Annotated in this window: 23 protein-coding genes; 10 read left to right on the top strand and 13 right to left on the bottom strand. The window is 67.1% G+C overall.

Annotation, left to right across the window (positions count from 1 at the left end; translation table 11 throughout):
• The first annotated feature begins 25 nt into the window (after positions 1-25).
• Positions 26-547, top strand: coding sequence for a DUF192 domain-containing protein (locus tag LV476_RS09765; protein ID WP_250075652.1), 522 nt, complete (start codon positions 26-28; stop codon positions 545-547).
• A 58-nt stretch (positions 548-605) separates the two neighbouring features.
• Here the strand turns inward: LV476_RS09765 and LV476_RS09760 are convergent, their stop codons facing one another.
• Both LV476_RS09760 and bioF read right to left on the bottom strand, forming a co-directional pair.
• On the bottom strand, positions 606-1,259 hold the full coding sequence (locus LV476_RS09760; RefSeq protein ID WP_250075649.1) for an OmpA family protein: 654 nt from the start codon (positions 1,257-1,259) through the stop codon (positions 606-608).
• Positions 1,260-1,450: 191 nt separating this feature from the next.
• Positions 1,451-2,551 (bottom strand): 8-amino-7-oxononanoate synthase, encoded by a 1,101-nt coding sequence (bioF, locus tag LV476_RS09755; protein ID WP_434062835.1) that lies wholly within the window; start codon positions 2,549-2,551, stop codon positions 1,451-1,453.
• A gap of 128 nt (positions 2,552-2,679) precedes the next feature.
• On the opposite strand from bioF, the gene LV476_RS09750 reads away from it, so the two are divergent.
• The 4 genes from LV476_RS09750 (at position 2,680) to soxZ (ending at position 7,054) form a co-directional block, all read left to right on the top strand.
• The gene (locus LV476_RS09750; RefSeq protein ID WP_250075647.1) at positions 2,680-4,689 is read left to right on the top strand and encodes a sensor histidine kinase; all 2,010 of its coding nucleotides are present in this window, start codon (positions 2,680-2,682) and stop codon (positions 4,687-4,689) included.
• Positions 4,686-6,035, top strand: a complete 1,350-nt coding sequence (locus tag LV476_RS09745; RefSeq protein WP_250075645.1) for a sigma-54-dependent transcriptional regulator — start codon at positions 4,686-4,688, stop codon at positions 6,033-6,035. The genes LV476_RS09750 and LV476_RS09745 overlap by 4 nt, the downstream gene beginning before the upstream one ends.
• Before the next feature lie 182 nt (positions 6,036-6,217).
• Positions 6,218-6,688, top strand: a complete 471-nt coding sequence (gene soxY, locus LV476_RS09740; RefSeq protein ID WP_250075643.1) for a thiosulfate oxidation carrier protein SoxY — start codon at positions 6,218-6,220, stop codon at positions 6,686-6,688.
• 60 nt (positions 6,689-6,748) lie between these two features.
• Positions 6,749-7,054 (top strand): thiosulfate oxidation carrier complex protein SoxZ, encoded by a 306-nt coding sequence (soxZ, locus tag LV476_RS09735; RefSeq protein ID WP_250075641.1) that lies wholly within the window; start codon positions 6,749-6,751, stop codon positions 7,052-7,054.
• An 86-nt stretch (positions 7,055-7,140) separates the two neighbouring features.
• Here soxZ and dtd read toward each other — a convergent pair whose 3' ends face one another.
• Both dtd and pip read right to left on the bottom strand, forming a co-directional pair.
• Positions 7,141-7,590: a D-aminoacyl-tRNA deacylase gene (dtd, locus tag LV476_RS09730; protein WP_250075639.1), complete on the bottom strand. Its 450-nt coding sequence runs from the start codon at positions 7,588-7,590 to the stop codon at positions 7,141-7,143.
• The gene (gene pip, locus LV476_RS09725) at positions 7,587-8,555 is read right to left on the bottom strand and encodes a prolyl aminopeptidase (protein ID WP_250075637.1); all 969 of its coding nucleotides are present in this window, start codon (positions 8,553-8,555) and stop codon (positions 7,587-7,589) included. The genes dtd and pip overlap by 4 nt, the downstream gene beginning before the upstream one ends.
• A gap of 234 nt (positions 8,556-8,789) precedes the next feature.
• Between pip and LV476_RS09720 the strand changes: the two genes are divergently transcribed.
• From LV476_RS09720 to LV476_RS09710, 3 genes are all read left to right on the top strand, one after another.
• A complete protein-coding gene (locus LV476_RS09720; protein ID WP_250075636.1) occupies positions 8,790-9,047 on the top strand; it encodes a hypothetical protein in 258 nt (85 codons plus the stop codon).
• Between the two features lie 74 nt (positions 9,048-9,121).
• Positions 9,122-9,961: an ATP-binding protein gene (locus tag LV476_RS09715; RefSeq protein ID WP_250075634.1), complete on the top strand. Its 840-nt coding sequence runs from the start codon at positions 9,122-9,124 to the stop codon at positions 9,959-9,961.
• Positions 9,958-10,893: a lysophospholipid acyltransferase family protein gene (locus tag LV476_RS09710; protein WP_250075633.1), complete on the top strand. Its 936-nt coding sequence runs from the start codon at positions 9,958-9,960 to the stop codon at positions 10,891-10,893. The genes LV476_RS09715 and LV476_RS09710 overlap by 4 nt, the downstream gene beginning before the upstream one ends.
• Positions 10,894-10,908: 15 nt before the next feature.
• Here the strand turns inward: LV476_RS09710 and LV476_RS09705 are convergent, their stop codons facing one another.
• Genes LV476_RS09705 through def form a run of 9 tightly spaced genes read right to left on the bottom strand, consistent with a single transcriptional unit; the run spans position 10,909 to position 21,868 of the window.
• A complete protein-coding gene (locus LV476_RS09705; RefSeq protein WP_250075631.1) occupies positions 10,909-11,847 on the bottom strand; it encodes a lysophospholipid acyltransferase family protein in 939 nt (312 codons plus the stop codon).
• Positions 11,844-13,295 carry a TrkH family potassium uptake protein gene (locus LV476_RS09700; protein ID WP_250075629.1) on the bottom strand — a complete coding sequence of 484 codons (1,452 nt, stop codon included), beginning with the start codon at positions 13,293-13,295 and terminating at the stop codon, positions 11,844-11,846. The genes LV476_RS09705 and LV476_RS09700 overlap by 4 nt, the downstream gene beginning before the upstream one ends.
• A gap of 21 nt (positions 13,296-13,316) precedes the next feature.
• Positions 13,317-14,696: a Trk system potassium transporter TrkA gene (gene trkA / locus LV476_RS09695; RefSeq protein ID WP_250075627.1), complete on the bottom strand. Its 1,380-nt coding sequence runs from the start codon at positions 14,694-14,696 to the stop codon at positions 13,317-13,319.
• Between the two features lie 34 nt (positions 14,697-14,730).
• Positions 14,731-16,128, bottom strand: coding sequence for a sigma-54-dependent transcriptional regulator (locus tag LV476_RS09690; protein WP_250075625.1), 1,398 nt, complete (start codon positions 16,126-16,128; stop codon positions 14,731-14,733).
• Positions 16,129-16,131: 3 nt separating this feature from the next.
• On the bottom strand, positions 16,132-18,441 hold the full coding sequence (locus LV476_RS09685) for an ATP-binding protein (protein WP_250075623.1): 2,310 nt from the start codon (positions 18,439-18,441) through the stop codon (positions 16,132-16,134).
• Positions 18,438-19,016, bottom strand: a complete 579-nt coding sequence (locus LV476_RS09680; protein ID WP_250075621.1) for a DUF4390 domain-containing protein — start codon at positions 19,014-19,016, stop codon at positions 18,438-18,440. Before LV476_RS09680 ends, LV476_RS09685 begins: the two co-directional genes overlap by 4 nt.
• Positions 19,013-20,422, bottom strand: a complete 1,410-nt coding sequence (rsmB, locus tag LV476_RS09675; RefSeq protein ID WP_250075619.1) for a 16S rRNA (cytosine(967)-C(5))-methyltransferase RsmB — start codon at positions 20,420-20,422, stop codon at positions 19,013-19,015. Before rsmB ends, LV476_RS09680 begins: the two co-directional genes overlap by 4 nt.
• Complete coding sequence (gene fmt, locus LV476_RS09670; RefSeq protein WP_250075618.1) at positions 20,412-21,365, bottom strand: methionyl-tRNA formyltransferase; 954 nt, start codon at positions 21,363-21,365, stop codon at positions 20,412-20,414. The genes rsmB and fmt overlap by 11 nt, the downstream gene beginning before the upstream one ends.
• Entirely contained in the window at positions 21,362-21,868 is a 507-nt protein-coding gene (gene def / locus LV476_RS09665) for a peptide deformylase (protein WP_250075616.1), read from the bottom strand. Before def ends, fmt begins: the two co-directional genes overlap by 4 nt.
• A gap of 194 nt (positions 21,869-22,062) precedes the next feature.
• Here def and LV476_RS09660 point away from each other — a divergent pair, with 194 nt between their 5' ends.
• Together LV476_RS09660 and dprA are read left to right on the top strand one after the other, a co-directional pair.
• Positions 22,063-23,247 carry a LysM peptidoglycan-binding domain-containing protein gene (locus LV476_RS09660; RefSeq protein WP_250075614.1) on the top strand — a complete coding sequence of 395 codons (1,185 nt, stop codon included), beginning with the start codon at positions 22,063-22,065 and terminating at the stop codon, positions 23,245-23,247.
• A 3-nt stretch (positions 23,248-23,250) separates the two neighbouring features.
• Complete coding sequence (gene dprA / locus LV476_RS09655) at positions 23,251-24,414, top strand: DNA-processing protein DprA (protein ID WP_250075612.1); 1,164 nt, start codon at positions 23,251-23,253, stop codon at positions 24,412-24,414.
• Positions 24,415-24,477 lie beyond the last annotated feature (63 nt).

Genomic DNA, 24,477 nt, shown 5'->3' with positions numbered 1-24,477 from the left:
CGTGATCGTCAGGCCGAGGGTGCTCTTGCGCTACCCTGCCGACATGACCATCTCGCCACGTCGCCAAGCACGCGCATCCGTTCTCGCCCTGATACTGGGAGGATCGGCCCTGCTCAGCTGGATGGCGTGGGCCGCCACGGCCCCGCCCAACCCGCTGGCCTCGGTCGACGGCGAGAGCCGAACCATGCTGCTGGCCGGCGAGCCGTTCGTGGTCGAACTGGCCAGCACACCCGCCAGCCGCCAGCGCGGCCTAATGGGCCGTTCGCAGCTCGAAGCCGGTCACGGCATGCTGTTCCTGTATGCCGACGAAGCGCCGCGAGCGTTCTGGATGCGCAACGTGCACTTCGAACTCGACATCCTCTACCTCGACACCGACTGGCGCATCGTCGACCGGGTCGTGGCCGCCCCGCCATGCCCGAGCATGCCGTGCGGCGAATACCCGGCGGCGCAGCCGGCCCGCTACGTGCTCGAACTGCCCGCCCGCAGCAGCGACCGGCTCGGCCTGGCGGTCGGCCAGCAACTCGAGCCACCCGGGCGACTGCCCTGACCCCACGAAAAAGGCCCCGGGGTTGCCGGGGCCTGATGTTCCGCTCGGATGGGATGCCTTACTGCTGCTGCGGCAGGATCAGGATCTCGACCCGACGGTTCTGCGCACGCCCTTGCGGCGTGGAATTGGTCGCGATCGGACGGCTCTCGCCGTAGCCGATGGCCTGAACGCGCGACGAACTCACGCCGCTCTGAGCCAGGTAGCTGGCGACGCTCTGCGCGCGATTGACCGACAGGTCCTGGTTGTAGCTCGCCGAACCGGTCGAGTCGGTATGCCCCTCGACGCGCACCACGGTGTTCGGGTACTGCTGGATCGAGGCGGCGATGTCGTTCAGCGTGCGGCGGAACTGCGGTTGGATTTCGGCGCTGTCGGTCTGGAAGGTAATCGACTCAGGCGCCTGCAGGCGGATGGTGTCGCCCTGGCGTTGGACGTCAACGCCGGTGCCCTGCATGTCCTGACGAAGCTGCTGCTCCTGCTTGTCCATCTGGCGACCGATCAGGCCACCAACCGTGGCGCCGACGGCGGCACCAATCAGGGTACCGCCGGTACGGTTGCCGCTCGGCGCAATCACGTTGCCGAGAAGCGCACCGGCACCGGCGCCGACGGTCGCCCCGGTCGCGGTCTTGCGATTTTCCCCGGTGTAGGGGTTCTGGGCACAGCCGGCAGCCACTAGCGTGGCGGCAAGAACGGCAATCAGACTAAGGTGTTTCATTGTTATCACTCCTTGAGAAATGGTCAGAAATCGGATGGCGCCGCGCTTGAGACCAGCGGGCGCCGATTACCCGTTGTGACAACGCGATGCGCGACAGGTTCGCGTCCGGAGTCGCCCTTCCCTCGCCTCCGAGTCACTTGCGGCTCCCTGTTCGCATCGACAGCCCGCGGCACAAACATGCCGCGGCCCTGTCAGCGGATGGTAGTGCATTCACGCAGTCCTGACAGGAGTTGGCTCAAGTCGTCATCCTCGTGGGCGGCGCTGAACGTCACTCTCAGCCGGGAGCTTCCCCGGGGTACCGTGGGCGGGCGAATCGCCGGAACGAGCAGGCCGCGATCCGCCAGCCGATGGGCCATGGCCACGGCCCGCGAGGCCTCCCCCACGACCAGCGGCTGGATCGGCGTGGCCGAGGGCATCAGCTCGACCCCGTCAAGGACGGAAGCCGCCTCGCGGAAGGCCGCGACCAGCGACTGCAAACGCTCGCGCCGCCAGCCTTCCGACCGGACGATCGCAAGGGCCGCGCGCGAGGCCTCGGCCACCGCCGGCGGCTGGGCGGTGGTGAACAGGTAGGTCCGCGCCCGCTGCAGCAGCACCTCGAGCGGCTCGGCCGCGCCCGCCACGAAGGCCCCGGCAGTGCCGAAGGCCTTGCCCAGCGTGCCAACCCGCAACACACGCTCGCCCGGCACCAGCCCCGCCGCCTCGAAGCTGCCGCGGCCGGCCTCGCCGAGCACACCGAAGGCATGCGCCTCGTCCACCACCAGCCACGCATCGAAGCGCTCGGCCAGTTCGACCAGTTCCGCAAGCGGCGCGGCATCGCCATCCATGGAGAACACGCCGTCGGTGAGGATCAGCCGCTCGCCCTTCGCCCGCGACAGCCGTGCCTCGAGCTCGTCGAGGTCGTTGTGCCGATAGCGCGACAGGCGCGCGCCGGACAGCTGCACCGCGTCGATCAACGAGGCGTGGTTGAGCCGGTCGGCAATCACGGTATCGCCACGCCCCACCAGCGAACCGACAACGCCGAGGTTGGCCATGTAGCCAGTGGAGAACAGACGCGCTGTCGCCACGCCGAGCCACTCGGCCAGTTCTTCTTCGAGACGCTGATGCGGGGTGAAATGGCCATTGATCAGATGGGCGGCGCCGGCCCCCACCCCGTAACGCGTCGCCGCGCCGCACATCGCCTCGGCCAGCCGCGGGTCGGCCGACAGCCCGAGGTAGTCGTTACTGCAGAAGGTCAGACGATCGCGATCGTCGATACGCATCCGCGGCCCCTGCGGCGAATCGGCGACCGTCAGACGCCGGGTGAGACCGGCGTCATCCTGCCGGGCCAGCCACTGTGTCCAGTCGTGCTTTGTGATAGCGTCACCTTCATCATTAATTCCATGCGCCCGCCCCGTCGGGAGCGCCCCGAGGCCCGATTTCCATGCGTCTGCCGGTCAGCATCTTCCTGTGGACCTTCACCGCCACGGTGGTACCGCTGGTGCTGCTCGTCTGGGGTGTGACCACCTACAGCGAGCAACGGCTGCAGAAGGAGATCAGCCGCGAGGTCGACGAGAACGTCGACTCGCTGATCGGCGAGATGAGCAACCGGATGCGCTACGAGCGCGAGGTGGTCGAGGGCATCGGCCAGGCCCAGGAAATCCAGACCATGCTCAATGCCCTGATGGCCTCGGCCATGGGCATCCGCCACCCCGAATTGACCTCGATGCGCATCAACGCCAACCGGTTTCTCGCCGGGCTGCAGCGCACGATCCCCGGGCTCGGCAGTATCCGCATTCTCGATGCGGCCGGCAACACGGTCATCAAGGTCACCCTGGGGCGCGTCGCCTCGCCGGCTTTCGAAAGTCTCGGGCAGGTGAACTACGTCGAGGAAGAGTTCGATAACAACCGCTTCCTCGAGCGCCTGAAGGAACTGCCGTCCGACCAGATCAGCTTCATGACGCTGCCGCTGGCCTTCGGCGACACGCTGGAGGAACGCGAGCCCAGCACGCTTTACGCCGTGCGCCCGCTGCGCAACGTCGACGACCGTACGGCGGGGTACGTGGTGGTGAATACCTTCGGCGAGCAGCTCGACCAGATCCTGTCGTTCTCGCCGCGCCCCCGCGACGGCAAGATGATGGTGATCGAGCACAACCCGGGACACCCCGCCCGCGACGGCCTGATGCTCTACAACGACGAAACCGACCTGAGCTTCATCAGCCCGTTCGAGAACGGCGACGAACCACCGCAGCGATACGCCCAGCACATCGATGGCGGCAAGTTCTGGAAAGACGCCGTCGCGCAGTCGAACGGCGCCTACCTGGATAGCGTCGGCAAGAGCCGCTACTACTACCAGGAATACCACCCCTACCCGAACAGCCTCGCCTCCTGGTTCGTGGCGGTGAAGCTGCCCGCCAACATCACGACCGAGCCGTTCCGCGACATCCGCCTGAGCCTGTTCGGCTTCGGGCTGCTCGCTCTGGTGATGAGCCTGTTGATCGCCGGCCTGGGGGCACGCTACTTCTCGCGGCCGATCATCAACCTGTCCGAGCGGCTCAAGCGGTTCGCCGACGGCGACCGGGACGAACCCATTCCGGCCGACTCGCGCACGACCGAGGTGCAGGAACTGCAGACCTCGTTCCGCTATCTCACCGCGCAACTCGCCGAGGAGGCGCGCCGACGCAACCGTGCCGAGCGCAAGGCGCTCCAGCAGGCCAAGCTGGCCTCGATCGGCGAGATGGCCGCCGGCATCGGGCACGAGATCAACAACCCGCTCAACAACATCCTGACCCTGACACGGCTGATCGAACGGCAACTGCCGGACGACACGGGGGTGCAAACGGACATGGCCGACCTGCGCGCCGAGGCCCACCGGGCCAGCCGGATCGTGCGCGGCGTGATGAATTTCGCCCGCCAGCTGCCGCCCGAACACCGGACCGTGCGCCTGGCCGAATGGCTGCAGGAAGTGGTCGATCGCATGGAACCCGAGGCGATGGAGGCAGACGTGCACCTGGCCCTGCTCAGCGCTACGGCCCACTGCGAGGCCGAGTTCGACCCCGGGCAGATGGAGCAGGTCATCACCAACCTGATCCGCAACGCCATCCACGCAAGCCCGGTGGGCGGGCATATACTGATTCAGGCCGAATGCCTGGAAGAATCGATTCGCGTCGAGATCCGCGACGAAGGAAGCGGCCTGCCGCCGGACGTGGTCGACCAGATCTTCGACCCGTTCTTCACCACCAAGGCGGTCGATCGCGGCACGGGCCTCGGCCTGTCGATCAGCCTCGGCATCGTCCAATATCACGGCGGCGACCTCAGCCTGGAAAATCGCCGTGACGCCGGCGAACCAGGCGCCCGCGGCGTGCTCGCACGCGTCGAGCTGCCGCGGCACAAGGCCCGTCCGCGCGTCACTCATTCGAATCACGATTCCGGTCACTCGATCACGCAGTCATGACGACAGAACGCTCAAGCGACAACCCGCCCATCATCGCCTTTGTCGACGACGACGAACGCGCCTCGGACCTGTTCACCCGCTATGCGCGCACCGAGGGGCTGACGGTGCACGGCTTCCAGTCGGTCGAGGCGGCCCAGCAGTGGCTACTCGAACACCCGGTCGACCTGGTGATCTCCGACTTGAAGATGCCGGGCATGAACGGCCTGGAATTCCTCGAGTGGCTGCGCGAACGCTGGCCGAAGCTGCCGGCGATCCTGATCACCGGCTACTCGACCATCGACAACGCCATTCAGGCCTTGCGCCTGGGGGCGAGCGACTTCGTCAAGAAGCCCTACGACCCGGAAGAACTGATCGCCCTGGTGCATCGCCTGCTCGGCGACGAGGCGCCCAGTCCGGCCGAGGCGCCGGATACCAACGAACGGGCGATGATGGGGCATTCACCCGCCATCGAGGCGGTCTACCGCATCATCGACAAGATCCACGACGTGCGCATCAACGTGATGATCGAGGGCGAATCCGGGTCGGGCAAGGAGTTGGCGGCCCGGGCGACCCATGAACGTTCCGACTTTGCCCACACGCCGTACATCGTCATCGACTGCGGCGCCCTGACCGACACCCTGCTGGAAAACGAGCTGTTCGGTCACGAGAAAGGGGCGTTCACCGGCGCCACCAACAGCAAGCCGGGCCTGCTCGAGGTCGCCAGCGGCGGCACGGTCTTCCTCGACGAGATCGGCAACATCTCCGACGCGATGCAGGTCAAGCTGCTGCGCGTGGTACAGGAGCAGGAAATCACCCGCGTCGGCGGCGTGCAGAGTATTCCCATCGACGTGCGCTTCATCGTCGCGAGCAACCGCAACCTGACCGAGATGGTGCGCGAGGGGACATTCCGCCACGACCTCTACCACCGACTCAACGTGGTCCGCCTGCAGATGCCGCCCCTGCGCGATCGCCCCGACGACATCCCGGTACTGGCCCAACACTTCATCGACGAGTTCGCCGAGCGGTTCCGACGGCCGGCCACCCAGCTGACCGAACGCGCATCCAAGGCGATCCTCGACTACCCCTGGCCGGGCAACGTGCGCGAGCTCAAGAACGCCGTCGAGCGAGCCGTCGCACTCTCCGACAGCGAGGAAATCGACCTGCAGCTCGGCAGCGACGACACCGCCAGCAGCGTCTCCGATGGATCAGCCATCGATGCCGACCACCCCACTCTCGAGGTGCTCGAACGCCGTTACATCGAGAAGACCCTTGCCCACGCCGAGGGCAACCGCGAGCGGACGGCCGGCATTCTCGGCATCAACAAGTCGACCCTCTGGCGCAAGCTGCAGAGTTACGAGAAGAAGTGAGCGGTCGTGGCCGGCCGCCCGGTTCGCCACTGCAATCCACCCCGCCGAAAAATTGCAGATTGCAATCTGCAACTCCGCACCAAAACGCCGCCAAAACCATTTGTTTCAACCACTTATAAAGCTGGCACAGGGCGTGCTACAGATGGGGCGTGGACAACCACACATTAACGAGGAGTTAAGATATGCAAACCAAGCGTCGCGTATTTCTGAAGGGCAGCCTTGCTGCCAGTGCTGCTGGTCTGGCCGTTGGTGCTGGCCTGCTCTCGCCGCGTACCGTTCTGGCCTCCGAGTGGCCGACCGCTGCGTTCGATGCCACCAAGATGGACGCTGCTCTGACCGAGCTGTTCGGCTCTGGTGACGTAACCGAGTCCGGCGACGTTTCCGTCAAGGCTCCGGACATCGCTGAGAACGGTGCTGTTGTTCCGGTTACCGTCGAGTCCTCCATCGCCGAGGCCAAGAAGGTCGCCATCTTCGTTTCGAAGAACCCGACCCCGCTGGTCGCTTCTTTCGATCTGTCTGGTGCCAACCCGTTCGTCTCCACCCGTATCCGTATGGGCGAGACCGACGACGTCACCGGCGTTGTAGAGGCAGGCGGCAAGCTGTACTCCGCATCCAAGGAAGTCAAGGTAACCATCGGTGGCTGCGGCGGCTAATCGAGCCTCTGATAGACCGAAGTCATTGATTACAGACAGATAACCCAAGAGGTATAGATTATGTCTACTATCCGCATGCGCATCTCTCCGGCCGGCGACGTTCTGGACGTGAAGGCCCTGATCCGTCACCCGATGGAGTCTGGCAACCGCGAAGACAAGTCCACCGGCAAGAAGATTCCGGCCAACTACATCCAAAAGCTGATGGTCGAAGTCAACGGTGAGACCGTCATGGACGGCAACCTGTCGGAAGCCGTTTCCAAGAACCCGTACCTGAACATCAAGGTACCGGGCAAGAAGGGTGACGAGGTCAAGATCTCTTGGTCCTCCAACACCGACGAGTCCGACGAGGCTACCAAGGCTGCCTAAGGCAGGCTGACAAGCCCCGATCGAAAAAGCCCGCCTTCCGGCGGGCTTTTTTTGTGCCTGTCCAAAACACGAACGACCCGGGCCAGCTAGCCCGGTCGCGCCTCCAGCCAGAAGGTCACCGGCCCGTCGTTGACCAGCTCCACCTGCATGTCGGCACCGAATCGGCCTGTCGCCACCTTGCCCGGGTGCATGGCCTGCAACTCGGCCACGAACCGGTCGAACAGGGCCTCGGCATCACCCGGGTCGGCCGCCGGCGTGAAGCTCGGCCGGTTGCCGCGACGCGTATCCGCCGCGAGCGTGAACTGGGGCACCGCGAGCACCCCACCCACGACATCACGGACCGAACGGTTCATTCGCCCCTCGTCGTCCGGGAATACCCGGTAATTGAGGACACGCTCGGCAAGCCGTTTCGCCTGAGGCGAACCATCACCCTGGCCCACCCCCACCAGGCAGACCAATCCCGGACCGATCTCACCAATGACGTCGTCGTCGACGCGAACCGCGCCATGACGGGCACGCTGAATCAGTGCGATCACGCCCCACCTCCACTGCGGCGCTGCCAGTCGTCGGCGAACCGGTCGGTGGCTCGCACGAGCGCATCCACGATGCCGGGCTCGCTGGCCGCATGGCCGGCATCGTCGATCACCTCGAGGCCGGCTGCCGGCCAACGCTCCTTCAAGGCGAAGGCCTGGTCGATCGGGCAGACCATGTCGTAGCGGCCATGGACGATGTGCCCGGGAATATCCGCCAGCGACTCCATTCCCTCGAGCAAGGGACGTTCGAGGAAGGAGTCATGGCTGAAGTAATGGTTCTCGATGCGAGCGATCGACAAAGCGTGGTGCGCGTTTGCGAAATAGTCGACCACGGCAGGTTCCGGGCGCAGGGTGGCGCAGCGACCCTCCCAGACCGACCAGGCACGGGCGGCATTCAGGCGGGCGATCTCGTCCTGTCCATTGAGGCGCCGATGATAGGCGGCGACCAGGTCATCGCGCTCGTGCTCCGGGATCGGCTCGAGGTAGTCCTCCCAGTAATCGGGAAAGACGTGGCTCGCCCCGTCCTGATAGAACCAGCGGATATCCTGCTCGCGGCAGAGAAAAATGCCACGAAGGATCAGGCCGGTCACGCGCTCGGGATGAGCCTGCGCATAGGCGAGCGCCAAGGTCGACCCCCAGGAGCCGCCGAACACCAGCCAGCGCTCGATCTCGAGTGCCTCGCGGATCCGCTCGAGATCAGCGATCAGATCGGGCGTGGTATTCGCCTCCAGCCCGGCGTGCGGCGTTGAGCCGCCGGCACCACGCTGGTCGGGAAGAATCACCCGGTAGCGGTCGGGATCGAAGAAACGACGATGCATCGGCGTGCAGCCGGCACCCGGACCACCGTGCAGGAACAGCGCGGGAATGCCGTCGAGCCGTCCGCACTCCTCGACATGAAGCACGTGCCCGTCGCCGACCGGGAAGCTGTGATTGAGCAGGGATTCGACTGGCGGATAGAGCGTGCGCATGTGGACCGACCTCGTGAGCGGTTGGTGGTATCCGATCGCCGCGGCAACCGCAGCGCGCCCAGTGTAGCGCGTCTGTCCGTGACTGCCCTGTGAGACAGCGGCGAGGCTGGCGGCGTGCCCCCGCCTGGTGCACCCCACCACATAATCAACTCCGTTACATCGCGACATCACGCCATTCGGCGCCATGGTGCGCTTATTGCTTGGCAGGTCGTGAAATTCACCGGAGGTAAGCCCATGTCACAACGCGAAGAGATGCGATCCCTGATCGAGTTGAAACGAGCGCTGGAACGCGACATGGGCATCACCATCGACATGGACCGCTTCGGGGTGAAGCAGCGCCTGCTGCGGCTGGCTCAGGCCAGCGGCAATCCGGACGTGGCGGCCTTGGTCCGCCGCCTCGAGACTCCCGACGCGCCGGAATCCACACCCGACGAAGGCGAGACCCGGCGCATCCGCGGCTACTACCGGGGACGACCAATCTTCGACGAATAACGCAACGACTGGCCGTGGGCAACGCACGGGGGGCTGGTAAGATGACGCCCCCATTAACCAAACGCGTCCGCCGCATGCACGCCATCGTCGAGAACCAACCCGTCACGGATGCCATCGCCAGTCGCGCCGGCTGGATCACGCCGGGCCGCGGCCTGCAGAAACAGGTCGCCCGGGCGGTAATGCACTACCAGATGCTGCACCACGGCGACCGGGTGCTGCTGGGCCTGTCGGGTGGCAAGGACTCCCTCTCGCTGCTGCATATCCTGCGGCACATCCAGCGCCGCGCGCCGATCGACTTTGAACTGGCCGCCATCACCGTCGACCCGATGGTGCCCGGCTTCGACCCCGGCCCGATGAGTGACTACCTCGCTGAGCTGGGCGTACGCCACTACCGCGTCCGCGAGGACATCGTCGGACTGGCCGAGGAGCACATGAGCGGCGATTCCTACTGCTCGTTCTGCTCACGGCTCAAGCGCGGCCTGATCTACCGGCTGGCGCGAGACAAGGGCTTCAACGTGCTGGCGCTGGCCCAGCACCTCGACGACCTGGCCGAGAGCTTCCTGATGAGCGCCTTCCATGGAGGCAAGCTCAACACCATGAAGGCCCACTACCTCAACGATGCCGGTGACGTGCGCATCATCCGACCGCTGGTCGACGTGCGCGAATCGGCTCTGACCGACTTCGCCCGCCGCAACGCCCTGCCGGTCATCCCGGACAACTGCCCGGCCTGTTTCGCCATGCCCACCCAGCGCGAGCACTTCAAGACGCTGCTGGCGAACGAGGAACAGGGCAACGGCCAGCTGTTCCACTCGCTCAAGTCGGCCATGGCACCGTTGGTTGCCGACGGGCTCGACCGCGCCGTCGACCACGCGCTGGCACACGCTCGCCCGCTGCCGGCGGAACGCACCTCGTGAACGATTCGGGCAAGGCTCGAGCGCGCCCATTGCGGGGCCGACTTCGCCTGGCGCTCGCCCGCAGCCTGCTGTGGTCCCTCGGCCGGCTCTCGCTGAGCAACGCGCAGCGACTGGGCCGCCTGCTGGGACGAAGCTTCTGGCTCGCCAACAGCAAGACACGCCGAATCGTCGAGGACAACCTGGCGCGATGCCTCCCGGATCTGGGAGCCGACGAACGAGAAAAGCTGGCACGACGGACGCTGATCGAGACGGGCATGGGACTGATCGAGACCGCCCCCGTCTGGAACTGGAACCGCGAAAAGGTCGACGCGGTAGTCAAGGGCATGCCCGGCTTCGAGGCGATCGAGCAAGCCATCGAGGCAGGACGAGGAGCGATCCTGCTCGCACCGCACATGGGCAACTGGGAGCTCGGTGGGCTGGCAACGGCCGCGCGGACCCGGACGACCATCATGTACCGCCCGCCCCGCGAGCCGGCGCTCGAATCGCTGCTGAACGAGGCACGGTCGCGCTTCGGGGCCGACATGGCCCCCGCCAACCTGCGCGGCGTACGTCAGGCGCTGCGGGCCCTCAAGCGCGGCGAGCTGGTGGCCATCCTCCCCGACCAGGCGCCTCGGAAGGGCGAAGGCGTGCTGGCCCCCTTCTTCGGTCACCCGGCACTGACCATGACGCTCATCCGGACGCTCTCGCGCCGCACCGGCGCGCCGGCGTTCACCGGCTGGGCCGAGCGCCTGCCCGATGCGGCGGGCTTTCGCATCCACTATGCCCCCGCCACCGAGCCCGTCGACGCCGACGACCCCGACGAGGCCGCCGCGGCACTTAACCGTGAGGTTGAACGAGTCGTCCGCGAGAAGCCGGAACAGTACCAGTGGACCTACCGCCGCTTCCGTCGCCAGTCGAGCGGCCGGGCCCGGCGTTTGCAGCAGGGCGAGTGAGCCGGCCCCACCGGCTCAGTGACGATACCGGTCCTCGTCCCCCGGCGGGGTGGTCTTGAAGTACTTGAGCGACCACATCAGCTGGACCGGATCCTCGCGGACCATGGTCTCGATCACCCGATTGATGGCCGTCGCCGCTTCGCGATCGGCCGTCGCGGGGAGCGTGACCGGCTCGAACAGCCGTAGGCGGTAGCGCCCCGTCTGTTCGTCGAGCTGACCGATCACAGGGTAGACCGGCCGCCGGGTCGCCTTCGCGATCTTGCCCGCCAGCGGCAGGGTCGCCTTCTCCACGCCGAAGAACGGCGCGAACACCCCATGGGTCGCGCCCAGATCCTCGTCGGCGATATAGAAGAAGCTCTTGCCCTCGCGCAGGGCGCGCATGTGCGGCTTCATGCCGCGGTCGCGCGGCTGGATCAGGGTGCCGTGGCGGCTGCGCATGCCGGCGAACCACCAGTCGAGCACCGGGTTCTTCGCGAACGGCTTGTAGATGGTCGAGCCGGGCACGGTCTCGGCCAGCATGGCCGCCGCCCATTCCAGCCCGACGCTGTGCACGGTGAGGATCACGCCCGGCTCGGCCCACAGTCGCTCCAGCAACGCCTCGTCGACGATCTCCGCCTCTTCGGTCAGCTCACCGCGACGGGCACGATGCAGGCGGCCGAGATCGAGCAATGCCAGCACATGCAGCACCAGGTGGCGCTCGAGCCAGCGCGCACGGGTCGCTTCGCTCTCCTCGGGGAAACACAGCGCGAGGTTGGTCGCCATGATGCCGACACGGCGCGGATTGACGCGCCGGTAGACCCGCGCCAGCCCGCGCGCCAGGCGCCAGCGCAGGCGATGCCCGACGAACGAGAGCAGCCACAAGAGCCCCAGCCCCAGCCACGTCGGCCAGTGCTGCGGCGCGAGGAAGGACCAGCGAAAGCGCCGGAAGACAGCGGTCGCGGACAGGTCGCTCATCGGCGCCAGAACATCGGCAACAGGATGGCGAGCACCGTGAAGATCTCGAGGCGCCCGAGGATCATCGCCAGCATCGCGATCCACAGCACGGTGGTCGACTCGCCGGCGAAATTGCTGGCGACCGAGCCGATGCCCGGGCCGAGGTTGGTCAGCGTCGCCAGCACCGCGCCCAGGGCCGAGGTCAGGTCCATGCCGGTGAACAGCATGGCGAAGAAGAACACCACGAAGGTGAACATCCATGCCGCGAAGAAGGCCCACACCGCCGCGATCACGCTCGGGTCGAGCGGCCGGCCGCCGAGGCGGATGACGAAGGCGGCGTGCGGATGGACCAGGCGGCGCACCTCGTTGAGCCCCTGCCGGCCGAGCAGCATCACCCGCACCGACTTCATCCCGCCGGTGGTCGAACCGGCACAGCCGCCGATGATCGCCGTGAACACCAGCAGCAGCATCAGGAACGCGCCCCACTGGGTATGGTCCGCCGCGGTATAGCCCGTCGTGGTGGCGAACGAGACCAGGTTGAACAGCACGTGGCGCAGGTCGGCAAGCCAGCTGCCCTCGGGCAGGTGGACCAGGAAGAAGGCGACCGCCAACACCGCCACGGCTGCCATCCAGAGAAAATAGAAACGCACCTCGGCGCTGTTGAAGTACCCCTGCAGCGTGCCGCGACGCAGCGCGATGAAGTGCAGTGCCATCGGGGTCGCACCGAGAATCATGAACACCATGGCGGTCACTTCCATGGTGGGATTGTCGAAGTGACCGAAACTGGCGTCGTGGGTCGAGAACCCGCCGGTGGCCACGGTGGTGAAGGCATGGCTGACGGCATCGAACCAGGTCATGCCCTCGATCTTGTAGACCAGCGCACACAGCACCGTAATGCCGGTGTAGACCAGCCACAGCGCCTTGGCGGTTTCGGAGATACGACCGGACAGGCGCGAGTCCTTGATCGGCCCGGTCATCTCGCTCTTGTAGAGCTGCATGCCGCCAACGCCCAGCAGCGGCAGGAAGGCGACCACCAGCACGATGATCCCGAGACCGCCCAGCCACTGCAGCTGCTGGCGATAGAACAACAGCGAACGCGGCAGCTCGTCCAGCCCCGTGATCACGGTCGCCCCGGTGGTGGTAATGCCCGAGACCGACTCGAACACCGCCTGCGAGAAGCTCAGCCCCAGCTCGGGCTGCAGATAGATCGGCGTCGCCCCGATCAACCCCAGCACGACCCAGAACGACACCACGATCAACAGCCCGTCGCGCAACTTCATCTCGCGCCGGTACTGGCGCGTCAGACCCCAGAACACCCCGCCGATCGAGACGCTGATGACGAAGCTGAGGACGAACGGGGTCAGGTCGGCATCGCCCATCAGCCAGCCGACGAACCACGGCGGCACGAAGGCCAGGCCGAACACCATCAGCAGGATGCCGAGAATGCGGATGACGATCAGTAGTTGCATCGGGTGCCCGTACCGTCCGCCCTAGAAGAAGCCGAAGCCGACCGAGAACAGCTGCTCGATCTCGCCGATGCGGCGCTTGTCGGTCAGGAACAGCACCACGTGGTCGTCCGACTGGATCACCGTGTCGTGGTGGGCGATCAGGAGTTCGTCGTCGCGCAGGATCGCGCCGATGGTGGTGCCGCGCGGCAGATCGAGCGCCTCGATGCGCCGACCCACCACACGCGAGGTGCTCTCGTCACCGCGGGCAATGATCTCGATCGCCTCGGCCGCGCCACGGCGCAGCGAGTGGACGCTGACCATGTCGCCGCGACGCAGGTGGGTCAGGACCTCGCCGATGGTGATCTGGTGCGGCGAGAGGGCGATGTCGATGGTGCCCATCTCGATCAGGTCGACGTACTCGGTGCGGTTGACGATGCACATCGCCCGCCGGGCCCCCAGCCGCTTGGCGAGCATCGAGGCGAGGATGTTGTCCTCGTCGTCGTTGGTCAGGGCGAGGAACACGTCCATGTCCTCGATGTTCTCCTCCTCGAGCAGCTCGGTGTCCGAGGCACTCCCGGAGAGCACGATGCTGCGATCGAGCGAGGCGGACAGCTCGCGTGCCCGGCGCGGATTGTGGCTGATCAGCTTGACCTGGTACTCGTCCTCCAGGCGGGCGGCCAGCGCGCCACCGACATTGCCGCCCCCAGCGATCATGATGCGCTGATAGGGCTTGTCCAGGGGACGCATCACGCTCATCACGCGGCGGATGTCGGCGCCGGCGCGGGCGAGGAAGAACACCTCGTCGCCGGCGAGCAGGCGCGTGTCGCCCTCGGGCGGCACCGAGGTCTCGTGGCGATAGATCGCCGCCACGCGGGCCTCGATGCCGGGCAGAAGCTCGCGCAGGCGGTGGATGGGCTCGCCCACCATCGGCCCGCCGCGATCGACCTCCATGCCGATCAGCAAAAGCTTGCCGTCGCCGAACTCGCGCACCTGCAGCGCGTCCGGGTACTCGATCAGGCGGGCGATGTAGTTCTTGATCAGCCGTTCGGGGCTGATGATGAAATCGACCGGGATGGCAGCGTTGTCGAACAGAGCCGGGTGATCCTGGTAGTCGGTCGCCCGGATCCGCGCGATCTTGGTGGGCGTGTGGAACAGCGTCCACGCCACCTGGCACGCCAGCATGTTGGTCTCGTCGGACTGCGTCACCGCGATCAGGATGTCGGCATCGGCCGCGCCGGCCTCCGCCAGCACGCTGGGGCGGGAACCCAAACCCGTGACCGTGCGGATGTCGAGGCGCTCCTGCAGCCAGTTGAGCGAATCGGCGTCGGTGTCGACCACCGTGACCGAGTTGTTGGTCTCGTTGGCCAGCGCGGTGGCGACCGAGCCGCCAACCTGCCCCGCGCCGAGAACGATTACCTTCATCGAGTCACCTGTACTGGCTTGGTCCGCAGGGCGGTCACGAGTTCGTCCCCGACGCGCGCTCGCTGGCCTGGATGCCCAGCGACTTGAGTTTGCGATAGAGGTTGGTGCGCTCCATGCCGGTGCGACGCGAGAGCTCGGTCATCGAGCCCTCGACGTTCTTCAGTTGCGCGAGCAGGTAGCGTCGCTCGAACTCGTCGCGCGCCTCACGCAGCGGCAGATCGAGGTTCAGCGACACCAGCGCAGGCCCGTTGTCGGCATCGGCCTCGTCCACCGGCGCAAGGCCCAGCGCGCGCTGCACTTCCTGCTCGTCGATCACCTCGCCGCTGCCGAGGATCAGCAGGCGCTGCACCAGGTTCTTCAGCTCGCGGACGTTACCGGACCAGTGGTGATAGCGCAGCAGGTTGCGCGCACCGATGGTCAGGTCGCGCCGCGGCAACCCCTCAACGGTGTGCGCGGTATCCAGGTAATGGGCGAGCAGCACCGGGATATCCTCCGGGTGCTCCCGCAGCGGCTCGATGTGCACCGGGACCACCGACAGGTGGTAGTAGAGGTCCTCGCGGAAGTTGCCGGCACGCACCTCGGCCTCGAGATCCTTGCGCGTGGCGGCGATCACGCGCACGTCGACGCGCACCGGCTCGTTGCCGCCGACGCGGAAGAACGACTGGCTCTCCAGCGCCGAGATCAGCTGCATCTGGGTCTGCTCGTCCATGTCCGCCGCCTCGGCGATGAACAGCGTGCCGCCGTTGGCCTGCTCGAGCAGGCCGTAACGGATCCGTCCCTCCTCCTCGGCGCCAAACAGCTCCACGGCGGCATTCTGCCGGCCGGAGACCGCGCTGCCGCCGGTGTCGACGAACGGGAAATGCCGGCGGGCCGAATGCCGGTGGATGAACCGGGCCAGCGCCTGCTTGCCGGTGCCGGGCTCGCCGGAGATCAGCACCCAGGCGTCGTGGCTGGCGATCTTCTTCGCCTGCTCGCGCAGCTCCTGCATGTACTCGGAGTCGCCGATCAAGTCGAGCGGGTCGATCTCGCCACGCTTGAGTGCCGCGTTCTCCTGCGCCAGACGGCGATTGTCGAGCGCGTGCTCGATCAACAGCAGGAGCTTGTCCAGCGAAATGGGCTTCTCGATGAAGTCGAAGGCACCCAGCCGGGTCGCCTCGACCGCGGTCTCCACCGTGCCGTGGCCGGACATCATGATCACCGGCCAGACCAGCTGGTCGTGTTCGTGCCATTCCCGTAGCAGGCCGATGCCGTCGGTACCCGGCATCCAGATATCCAGCAGGATCAGGTCCGGGCGCCGCACGGCGATCGAGGCGCGCGCCTCGACCGCGTCGGCCGCACTGCTGACGGTGAATCCCTCGTCTTCCAGAACGTCAACCAGCAGATTGCGGATCTCGCTCTCGTCATCGACGACCAGGATGTGTCCGATACTCATTCGTCAGGAAATTCCCGTTTTTCCGTTGGGTTCGCTGCTCTGCGCCTGGCAGCGCCCCGATTCCAAGGGTAGGCGAATCGTAACGCGTGCACCGTGATTGGCAAGCCGCTGTCCGGCCTCGCTGTCGTCCACCGTGGGCTGCTCGGCGGCATTCCACGCGTGAACGGCCCCGGCATGCTCTTCGACGATCTTCTTGACGATGGCGAGCCCAAGCCCCGACCCCTTGGGACGGGTGGTCGCGTAGGGCTCGAACAGCCGATCGAGCATTTCCGCCGGGAAGCCAGGGCCGTTATCCGCGACCATCAGTTCAGCCAGGCAGTGACCCGCTTCGCCGACGACGCGCAACTCGACCAGCACCAGCGGCTCACCGGCCTCCGTGCCCCGCTCATGCAGGGCCTGACTCGCGTTGCGGATCAGGTTGTGCAGCAATTGCCGCAGCCGGTTGGCATCGCCCTCGATCCAGACGGGTTCCGCGACCTCGGCCACATAGCGCACCTTCACGCTGGTATTGCCACGATAGAGCTCGACGGTCTGTCCTGCCAACTCGCGCAGGTCAAGCCGCTCGAGCTCCGCGCGGGGGCTGCGGGCGTACTCCGCGAACTCGTTGACCATCTGCTTCATCGCATCGACCTGGGCGATGATGGTCGACGTCGCCCGGTCGAGGATCGGCGCGTGCCCTTCGTCAAGCTGCGGCAGGATCCGCCGGCGCAGGCGCTCGGCCGACAGGCCGATCGGTGTCAGCGGGTTCTTGATCTCGTGCGCCAGTCGGCGAGCGACCTCCGACCAGGCCGCATCACGCTGCGCCTGGATCAGGGCGGTGACGTCCTCGAGCACCATCACGTAGCCACCGGCCTCCACGTCGCCGTCGGGCGGCAGGGCGGCCAGCCTGGCAAGCAGGACCTTGCGGCCACTGCCGTTCATGATGCGCACCTGCGCCTCGATGGTCTCTCCCGGCGGCGGCCCTGCCGCGCCCAGCCGGTCGAGGAACGCCTCGCACAGGGGCAGCAGAGAGGCGTGCTCGCGGCAGACCTCCTGCAGGGAGCCCTCGAACAGTTCGTCGGACGATACACCGAGTATCTGCTGGGCGGCCGAGTTGCCGCTGATGATCCGGCCATCGTAGGAAAGCGTCAGCACGCCGGACGACAGGTGCTGGATGACGGTGTCGAGATAGTCGCGCTCCTTGTCCGCCAGCTCCTGGAGCTCGCGCATGACCTCGTGGGCGCGGCGCACCCGAGCGGTCATGGTGTTGAACGACTGGACCAGCTGGCCGAGATCGTCGCGACGGTCGACCGGCAGACGCAGGCTGTAGTCGCCCTCGGCAACTGCGCGGGTCCCGGCTGCCAGTTCGCGGATCGGGCTGAGAAGTCGGCGCGCGGCGAGAAACGCGAGCCACACGGCAGTAAGCAAGGAGAGCAGTAGCGCGAGCGTCAGGGCAAGAGTGAACGTCTGCTTGAGCGAGCTGTGCAGATAGACGAGCTCCCGGTAGTCGTTGTAGGCGGCCTGCACGCCCTTGGAGAGCTCGTTGGCCTCGTCGGGCACGTCGTAGAGGGCCTGGAGCACGCGCTTGCCGCCGTCGCTGGTCAGCCCCGCCTCCATCGGCACCACGACCCGGATCTGCAGGTTGCCGTCACCACCGGGATCGAGCCCGATGAAGTCGCGCCCGGAACGCGCATGAGCCAGGGCGGTCTCGTCCGCCCGAGCCGGCACGATGCTGGTGGCATCGTCCGACGACGAGGCGACGATCAGATTGCGTTGGCCGAGGATGGTCATTTCCTCCGCGCCGGTGGTCCGGCGCACCTCGGCAAGCTCGAGCGCGACCAGTTCCGAGGCGCCGTCGCTCAGCTCCTCGGCGGCCCGCTTGGTCTCGTCCAGCGCCTGGCGCATGCGACCGTCGAAGGCCATCTGCGAGAGCGACAGGGCATCGGTCATCGCCTGCTCGACCTGCACATCGAACCACGAATCGATGCCGCGCTGGACGAACGTCAGCGAAAAGTAGAAGACGATCGCGACCGGCACCAGGGCCAGGGCAACGAAGGTCACCACCAGCCGGGCGGTCAGTCGCGCCCCCGGCGCGCCCCGGCGGTAGTCACGAATCAGTCGGACGATGTGCCACAGGACCACCAGGGCGAGGAACAGCAGCCCCACCGCGCTGATGCCCAGCAGCGCGAGGAACAGCCCCTCGGGCTGATCGACGGCCCGCAGCGAGTCGGAGACGAGATACAGGAGCACCAGCAGCAGCACCACGACCATGCCGCTGATGGGCGCAATCGCCCGACGCACCCAGCGCTGCAATCGACGTCCCACCCCGATCATCGCCTCGCCTCCGAAAGCCCCCACAGGAACCAGTCGCTGTCGAGATCCCAGTCCTCGCGCACCAGCGCCGGCACCCGGAGCGGCAGGGGCAGCTTGTTGATGTCCAGCTTGACCCGCAGCTTGCCGAGCACGCGCGACTCGCCGGTCAGCGTCTCCGACGAACCCAGCCGCCAGGCGCGGATGCGCGAGAGCGACTCGACCGCACCAGCCAGTTTCGAGAACGTGTGTGTCTCGCGCCCGGTCAGATCCGTCACCATCCAGGTACGCGACAGGGCATGATATTCGAGACGCAAGGCGCGCTGATCCGAGAGCAGGCGACGGTCCCATAGCCACTCACGCGGAGCGACCAGCTCGACCTCGACCACCAGATTCAGCGCGATGGAGTTGCGTAGCGCCTCGATCACCTCGGTGCCCAGATGCACCTCGAGGTCCGCGTCGAGGAACACGGCGTGCTCGCGCACCTCGGCATGCACGTCGATCACGCGGGTTTCCGCGCCCGCCGTCCCGCATGCGACGCCGAGACCGGCGACGAGCGCCAGCAGCCAGCGGAGCAGCGGGCCGCGGGCGCGACTCATCCCGCCTCCGACCGTTTTTCCAGCACGGCGTAGTAAAAACCGTCCGGGCCATCGACCTCGGGGAACAGCTGCCGCCCCACGGCCTGCGGCTCGCCCCAGTCGACGTCCATTGGCACGGCGATGGCGTCCGGATGAGCCTGAAGGAACGCCTCGACCTGCTCGACGTTTTCGCGCTTGAGGATCGAGCAGGTCGCGTAGACGAGCCGGCCGCCGGGGCGCAGCAACCCCCAGAGGCGTTCGAGGATCTCGCGCTGGCGCTTCACCAGCGCATCTAGGTCATCGGGGCGACGCAGGCGCTTGATGTCCGGGTGACGCCGGATCACACCGGTGGCCGAACAGGGCACGTCGGCAAGAATCCGATCAAAGGAGTTCGGCGGGTCGATCGACTGGGAGGTCAGGTCGGCGCAGACGAGCTCGGCGAAGCGTCCGGCCCGCTCGAGGTTGTCCTGCACGCGCGCCAGCCGGGTAACGTCGATGTCGACGGCGGTCATGGCCACCGACGGCTCGCTGTCCAGCATGGCCAGCGTCTTGCCGCCGGGCGCGCAACAGGCGTCGAGCACCCGCTGCCCAGGGGCCAGATCCATCAGGTCGACGACCAGCTGCGCCGCCTCGTCCTGCACCGACACCACGCCTTGGTGGAAACCGGGCAGACGCTCGACGTCCAGAGGCGACGCCAGGGCGACACCATGGGAGGCGTGGCGGGTGGCCGAGGCAGCCACCGACTGCTCGGCGAGGCGCTCGAGATAGGCCGAAACGCTCTCTTCGACGGCGCTGACGCGCAGTGTCATGGGCGGGTGCGTCGCCAGCCGCTCGCCCAGCTCGACGGCCCGCTCCTCGCCCCAGTCCTTGGACAGCATGCCGAACAGCCAGTCCGGCAATCGGGCCCGCACGGCCGGCGGGGCTTCCGGCAACGGCGTCTCGCCGGCCTGGACCTGCCGGACCGCCCGACGCAGCACCGCGTTGACCAGGCCCGTGGCCCAGTTGTGATTCAGCTCGCGGGCAGCGTGCACGGCGGCGTTGACCACCCGCGACGGTTCGCGCTTGGAACCGGTCAGGCGCTCCAGGCCGACCAGCAGCAGCATGCCCACCTCGGCAGCCCGGGGATTGAGCGGTCGGTCGAGCAACTGATCACGCCACCAGGCGAGCTGCTCGTAATGACGCAACACCTCGTAGCTCATCGCCTGAATCACGCTGCGGTGCGCAGCCTGGGCGCGCCCGGTCAGATCGGGCAACACATGGTCGAGCGAGCGGCCCTGCTGCACCACCTGCAACAGCCCCTCGGCCACCAGCGCCTCGGGCGAGCGGGCGCGGCCTCCGCCAGCGGGAGGACGACGCCGTCGCTGCCGATCACGCCCCGGCTCCCGGCGCTCCCCCTTCGACTGCTCGACATCTCCGCTATTCGCCAAGCCGCACCCCCTCCAGAGACCGTCCACGCGCGAAATCCGCCGCGGCGATCGGTCGGCCGCCCGCCCGCTGTACGCGGGTCAACTCGAGGCCGCCACGCCCCGTCTGGACGACGATACCGTCTGCCGTGACCGCGACAACTTCGCCCGGCGTCACGCCATCACTGCCATCGGCAAGGCGCGCACCCCAAAGGCGCAGCGGCTGACCCTCGAGCATCGTCTGAGCGACCGGCCAGGGATTGAAAGCGCGCACCCGACGCTCGATCAGCTCGGCCGGCTCGCGCCAGTCGACGCGCCCTTCCGCCTTGGCGAGCTTGGCGGCATAGCAGCTCTCCGCGTCATCCTGCGGCTCCGGCGCGCCTTCACCGCGCACGATGCGCGGCAATGCCTCGATCAGTGCCGTGGCACCCAGGGGCGCAAGCCGGTCGTGCAGGGTGGCGGCCGTGTCGTCGGCGTGGATCGGTTCGGGCAGCTTGTGCCACATCGGTCCCGTATCCAGCCCGGCCTCCATCTGCATGATGGTGATGCCGGTCTCGGTATCACCCGCCTCGATGGCACGGTTGATCGGTGCCGCACCCCGCCAGCGCGGCAGCAGCGAGGCGTGGATGTTGATCGCGCCGAGGCGCGGCAGGTCGAGCACGCTCTGTGGCAGGATCAGCCCGTAGGCGGCAACGACCAGCAGATCGGGGCGATACTCGGCCAGACGGGCCTGGGCATCCTCGTCGCGCAGCGAGAGCGGCTGCTCCACCGGTAGGTCGAGCCCGAGCGCAGCCTGTTTGACCGGCGAGGCGGTAAGCTTCTTGCCACGTCCCGCCGGTCGATCCGGCTGGGTGTAGGCGGCGACCAGTTCGACGGGTTCGCCGGCGACCTCGTCGAGGCGCGCCAAGGCCTCCAGCGCGGGCACGGCGAAGTCCGGCGTCCCGCAGTAAACGACACGAAGGGTCATACGCGCTCCCGGCGCGCGGCCTTCTGCATCTTCTTGCGAATGCGCTGCTGCTTGAGCGGCGAGAGATAGTCGATGAACAGGCGCCCCTCGAGGTGATCGAGCTCATGCTGAAAGCAGATCGCCAGCAGCCCCTCCAGGTCCTGCTCGAAGGTCTTGCCTTTCGCGTCCTGGGCGCGCACGCGGATCCGCTCGGCCCGGGCGATGGTCTCGTTGATGCCGGGAATCGACAGGCAGCCCTCCTCCGACTCGACCGTGCCCTCGCGGGCGAGGATCTCCGGGTTGACGAACGCCAAGGCACCGCTGCGATCCTCGCTCACGTCGGCAACGAACAGCCGGCGGTGCTCGTCGATCTGCGTGGCAGCGAGACCGATGCCACGCTCCTGATACATGGTCTCGAACATGTCGTCGACCAGCTCGGCCAGTGCCGGCTCGAAGGAGTCGACTGGACGGGCGATCTCGCGCAGTCGCTCGTCGGGGTAGATGAGGATGTCTCGCAGACTCATACGTCAATCACCGGAAAAGGGGGCAGCATCGCCCCGATGCCGACTGGACGGTAGGGGCGAAATCTTTTACAACAAGCCATATTTGGGGATACATTGTACGCCAGCACTCGGCAGAACCCAGATGCATGTCGACAATCATGGGGGACAACCCGCCGCCGGGTTGCTCTCGACCGGATACCAAGGACGTTGTAACGATGAGATCGACCAAAGGACTCCCCCTGGCACTCGCGCTCGCGGGCCTCGTGCCGTTCACCGCAATCCTTTCAGGCTGCGCCGGCATCGACGAAGACGATGTCATCAACCCGCGAGAGCCCCACGCGGCCGAGGCCTTGCCGTTGGGCGCCGAGCGCGGCCCGGTCAAGCGCACGCTGACCGCCGAGGAAACCCGCGACCAATTCCGCGACCTCTCCGCCAAGGATTACGTGGTCAAGGAAGGCGACACCCTCTGGTCGATCGCCAACCACTTCCTCAAGGACCCGTACTACTGGCCGGAGATCTGGTACGCCAACCCGGACATCGCCAACCCGCACCGCATCTACCCGGGCGACCACATCAGCATCGTGTTCGTCGGCGACCGGCCGCGGCTGGCCGTGGGCCTGCGCCCGCACATCCGCTACGAGGCGCTACCGCCGGCCGTTTCCGCCGTACCGCTCGAGCTGGTGCGCCCGTTCCTCAGCTACGACCAGGTGCTGAACGAGGAGGACTTCGAAGCCGCCCCGTACATCCTGGCCAATCGCGAAGGGTCGTTGAACGCGAGCACCGGTGACACCATCTACGCCCGGCCTGGCCTCGACGGCGAACGACAGCATTTCGCCGTGGTGGAACAGGGCAAGGAGTTGCGTGACGGTCGCACCGACGAACTGCTGGGCTACCGCGCCATCTTCAAGGGTGAAGCCAGCCTGATCGAGGCCGGCGATCCGGCCACGCTGGAACTGCGCGACACGGTGCGCGAAGTCGAGGCGGGCAACCGCCTGGTCGAAATGACGCCGGAGGCCTTCACCAGCGACGTCGCCCCGCAGATCCCGGCGTTCCCGATCGATGCCCGCATCATCCTGCTGCCGGACGCGATCACACAGGTCGGCAACCAGCAGGTGATCATCATCGACCGCGGCGCGGAGGCTGGGGTCTCCGCAGGCGACCTGCTGCAGATCAGCAAGCGCGGGCGCGTCGTCGAGGATCGCTTCGCGCCAAAGGAAACCACCGAAAACGGTCGCGAGGCCATGCATGGCCCAGCCGTCCGCCTGCCGGACTACCCGATCGGCACCGCCATGGTCTTCCGTGTCTACGAGCGGGTCAGCTACGCGCTGGTGATCCAGGCCAGCAAGCCGGTCCATGCCGGCGACCTGGCGCAGACCCCGACGCAGGACAACAGTCGCTGACGGGTGCCTGTCGCGCCAGCCCCCACCGGAAGCGAGTCTCCGCACGCCGCGCTGATCGAACTGCTCTCGATCCGCGGCATGGGACCACGGCGGCTCGACTCGCTGTTGTCGCACTTCGACTCGCCCCGCCAGGCCCTGGATGCCCCGCGGGACGAGTGGCAGCGCGCCGGCCTGCCGGTGGGACTGACCCAGTCCCGACCGGACCCCGAACGCAGCGCGGCCATCCGTGACTGGCTCGACGCCGACCCCACGCATCACCTGGTGGCCCGCGGCGAACCGGGCTTCCCCGACGCCCTGAACGACCTGCCCGATGCGCCGGCGGCGCTGTTTGCCCGCGGTCGGCTTGCCGCCCTGCGTGAACCGCAAGTGGCCATGGTGGGGTCACGCACCCCGACCACCGGCGGACGCCAGAATGCACGCGCCTTCGCCCGGCACCTTGCCGGCCAGGGGCTGGGGATCACCAGCGGGCTTGCCCTCGGGGTTGACGGGGAAGCACATCGGGGCGCGCTCGACACCCAAGGGACCACCATCGCGGTGCTCGGCTCCGGCATCGATCGGCTCTACCCCCCGGAACACGCCGAACTGGCCGAACAGATCGTCGCCGCGGGCGGCCTGATCCTGTCCGAGTGGCTGCCCGGCACCGAACCACGTCGCGGGCACTTCCCGCGGCGCAACCGCCTGATCAGCGGGCTGGCGAGCGGCGTGCTGGTGGTAGAGGCCTCGATACAGAGCGGTTCGCTGATCACCGCCCGGTTGGCCGGCGAACAGGGTCGCGACGTCTTCGCCATCCCCGGCTCGATCCACAACCCGCTGGCACGCGGCTGTCACCGGTTGATCCGTCAGGGCGCCAAGCTGGTCGAGACCGGCCAGGACGTCCTCGAGGAACTGGCCCCGACCCTGCGCCGCCAGCTCGAAGCCATCGACACGCCACCAGAAAGCGCCTCGCCAACGGGCAAACCGGCGCCGACGAAGCGCGACCCCGAGCAAGAGCGCATCCTGGAACTGCTCGGGCACGACCCCCAGTCCGCGGACACCCTTATCGAGGCGAGCGGATTGACCGCCGGTGAGGTTTCCTCCATCCTCCTCATGCTTGAATTGGCGGGAGAGGTATCCACCCTGCCCGGCGGACTCTATGTCCGGACGAGCCAGACGGTCGGCTCCGCCTGACCCGGAGGCCACCAACGGCACCCGCCACCCGCACCTGCCACCGCCCTCGTGAATCCCTGCTCG

The sequence above is a fragment of the Guyparkeria hydrothermalis genome (assembly GCF_023555385.1).
Classification (GTDB): domain Bacteria; phylum Pseudomonadota; class Gammaproteobacteria; order Halothiobacillales; family Halothiobacillaceae; genus Guyparkeria; species Guyparkeria hydrothermalis_A.
Note: the sequence above shows the minus strand (reverse complement) of the source record. Positions and strands in the feature narration are given on the sequence as shown.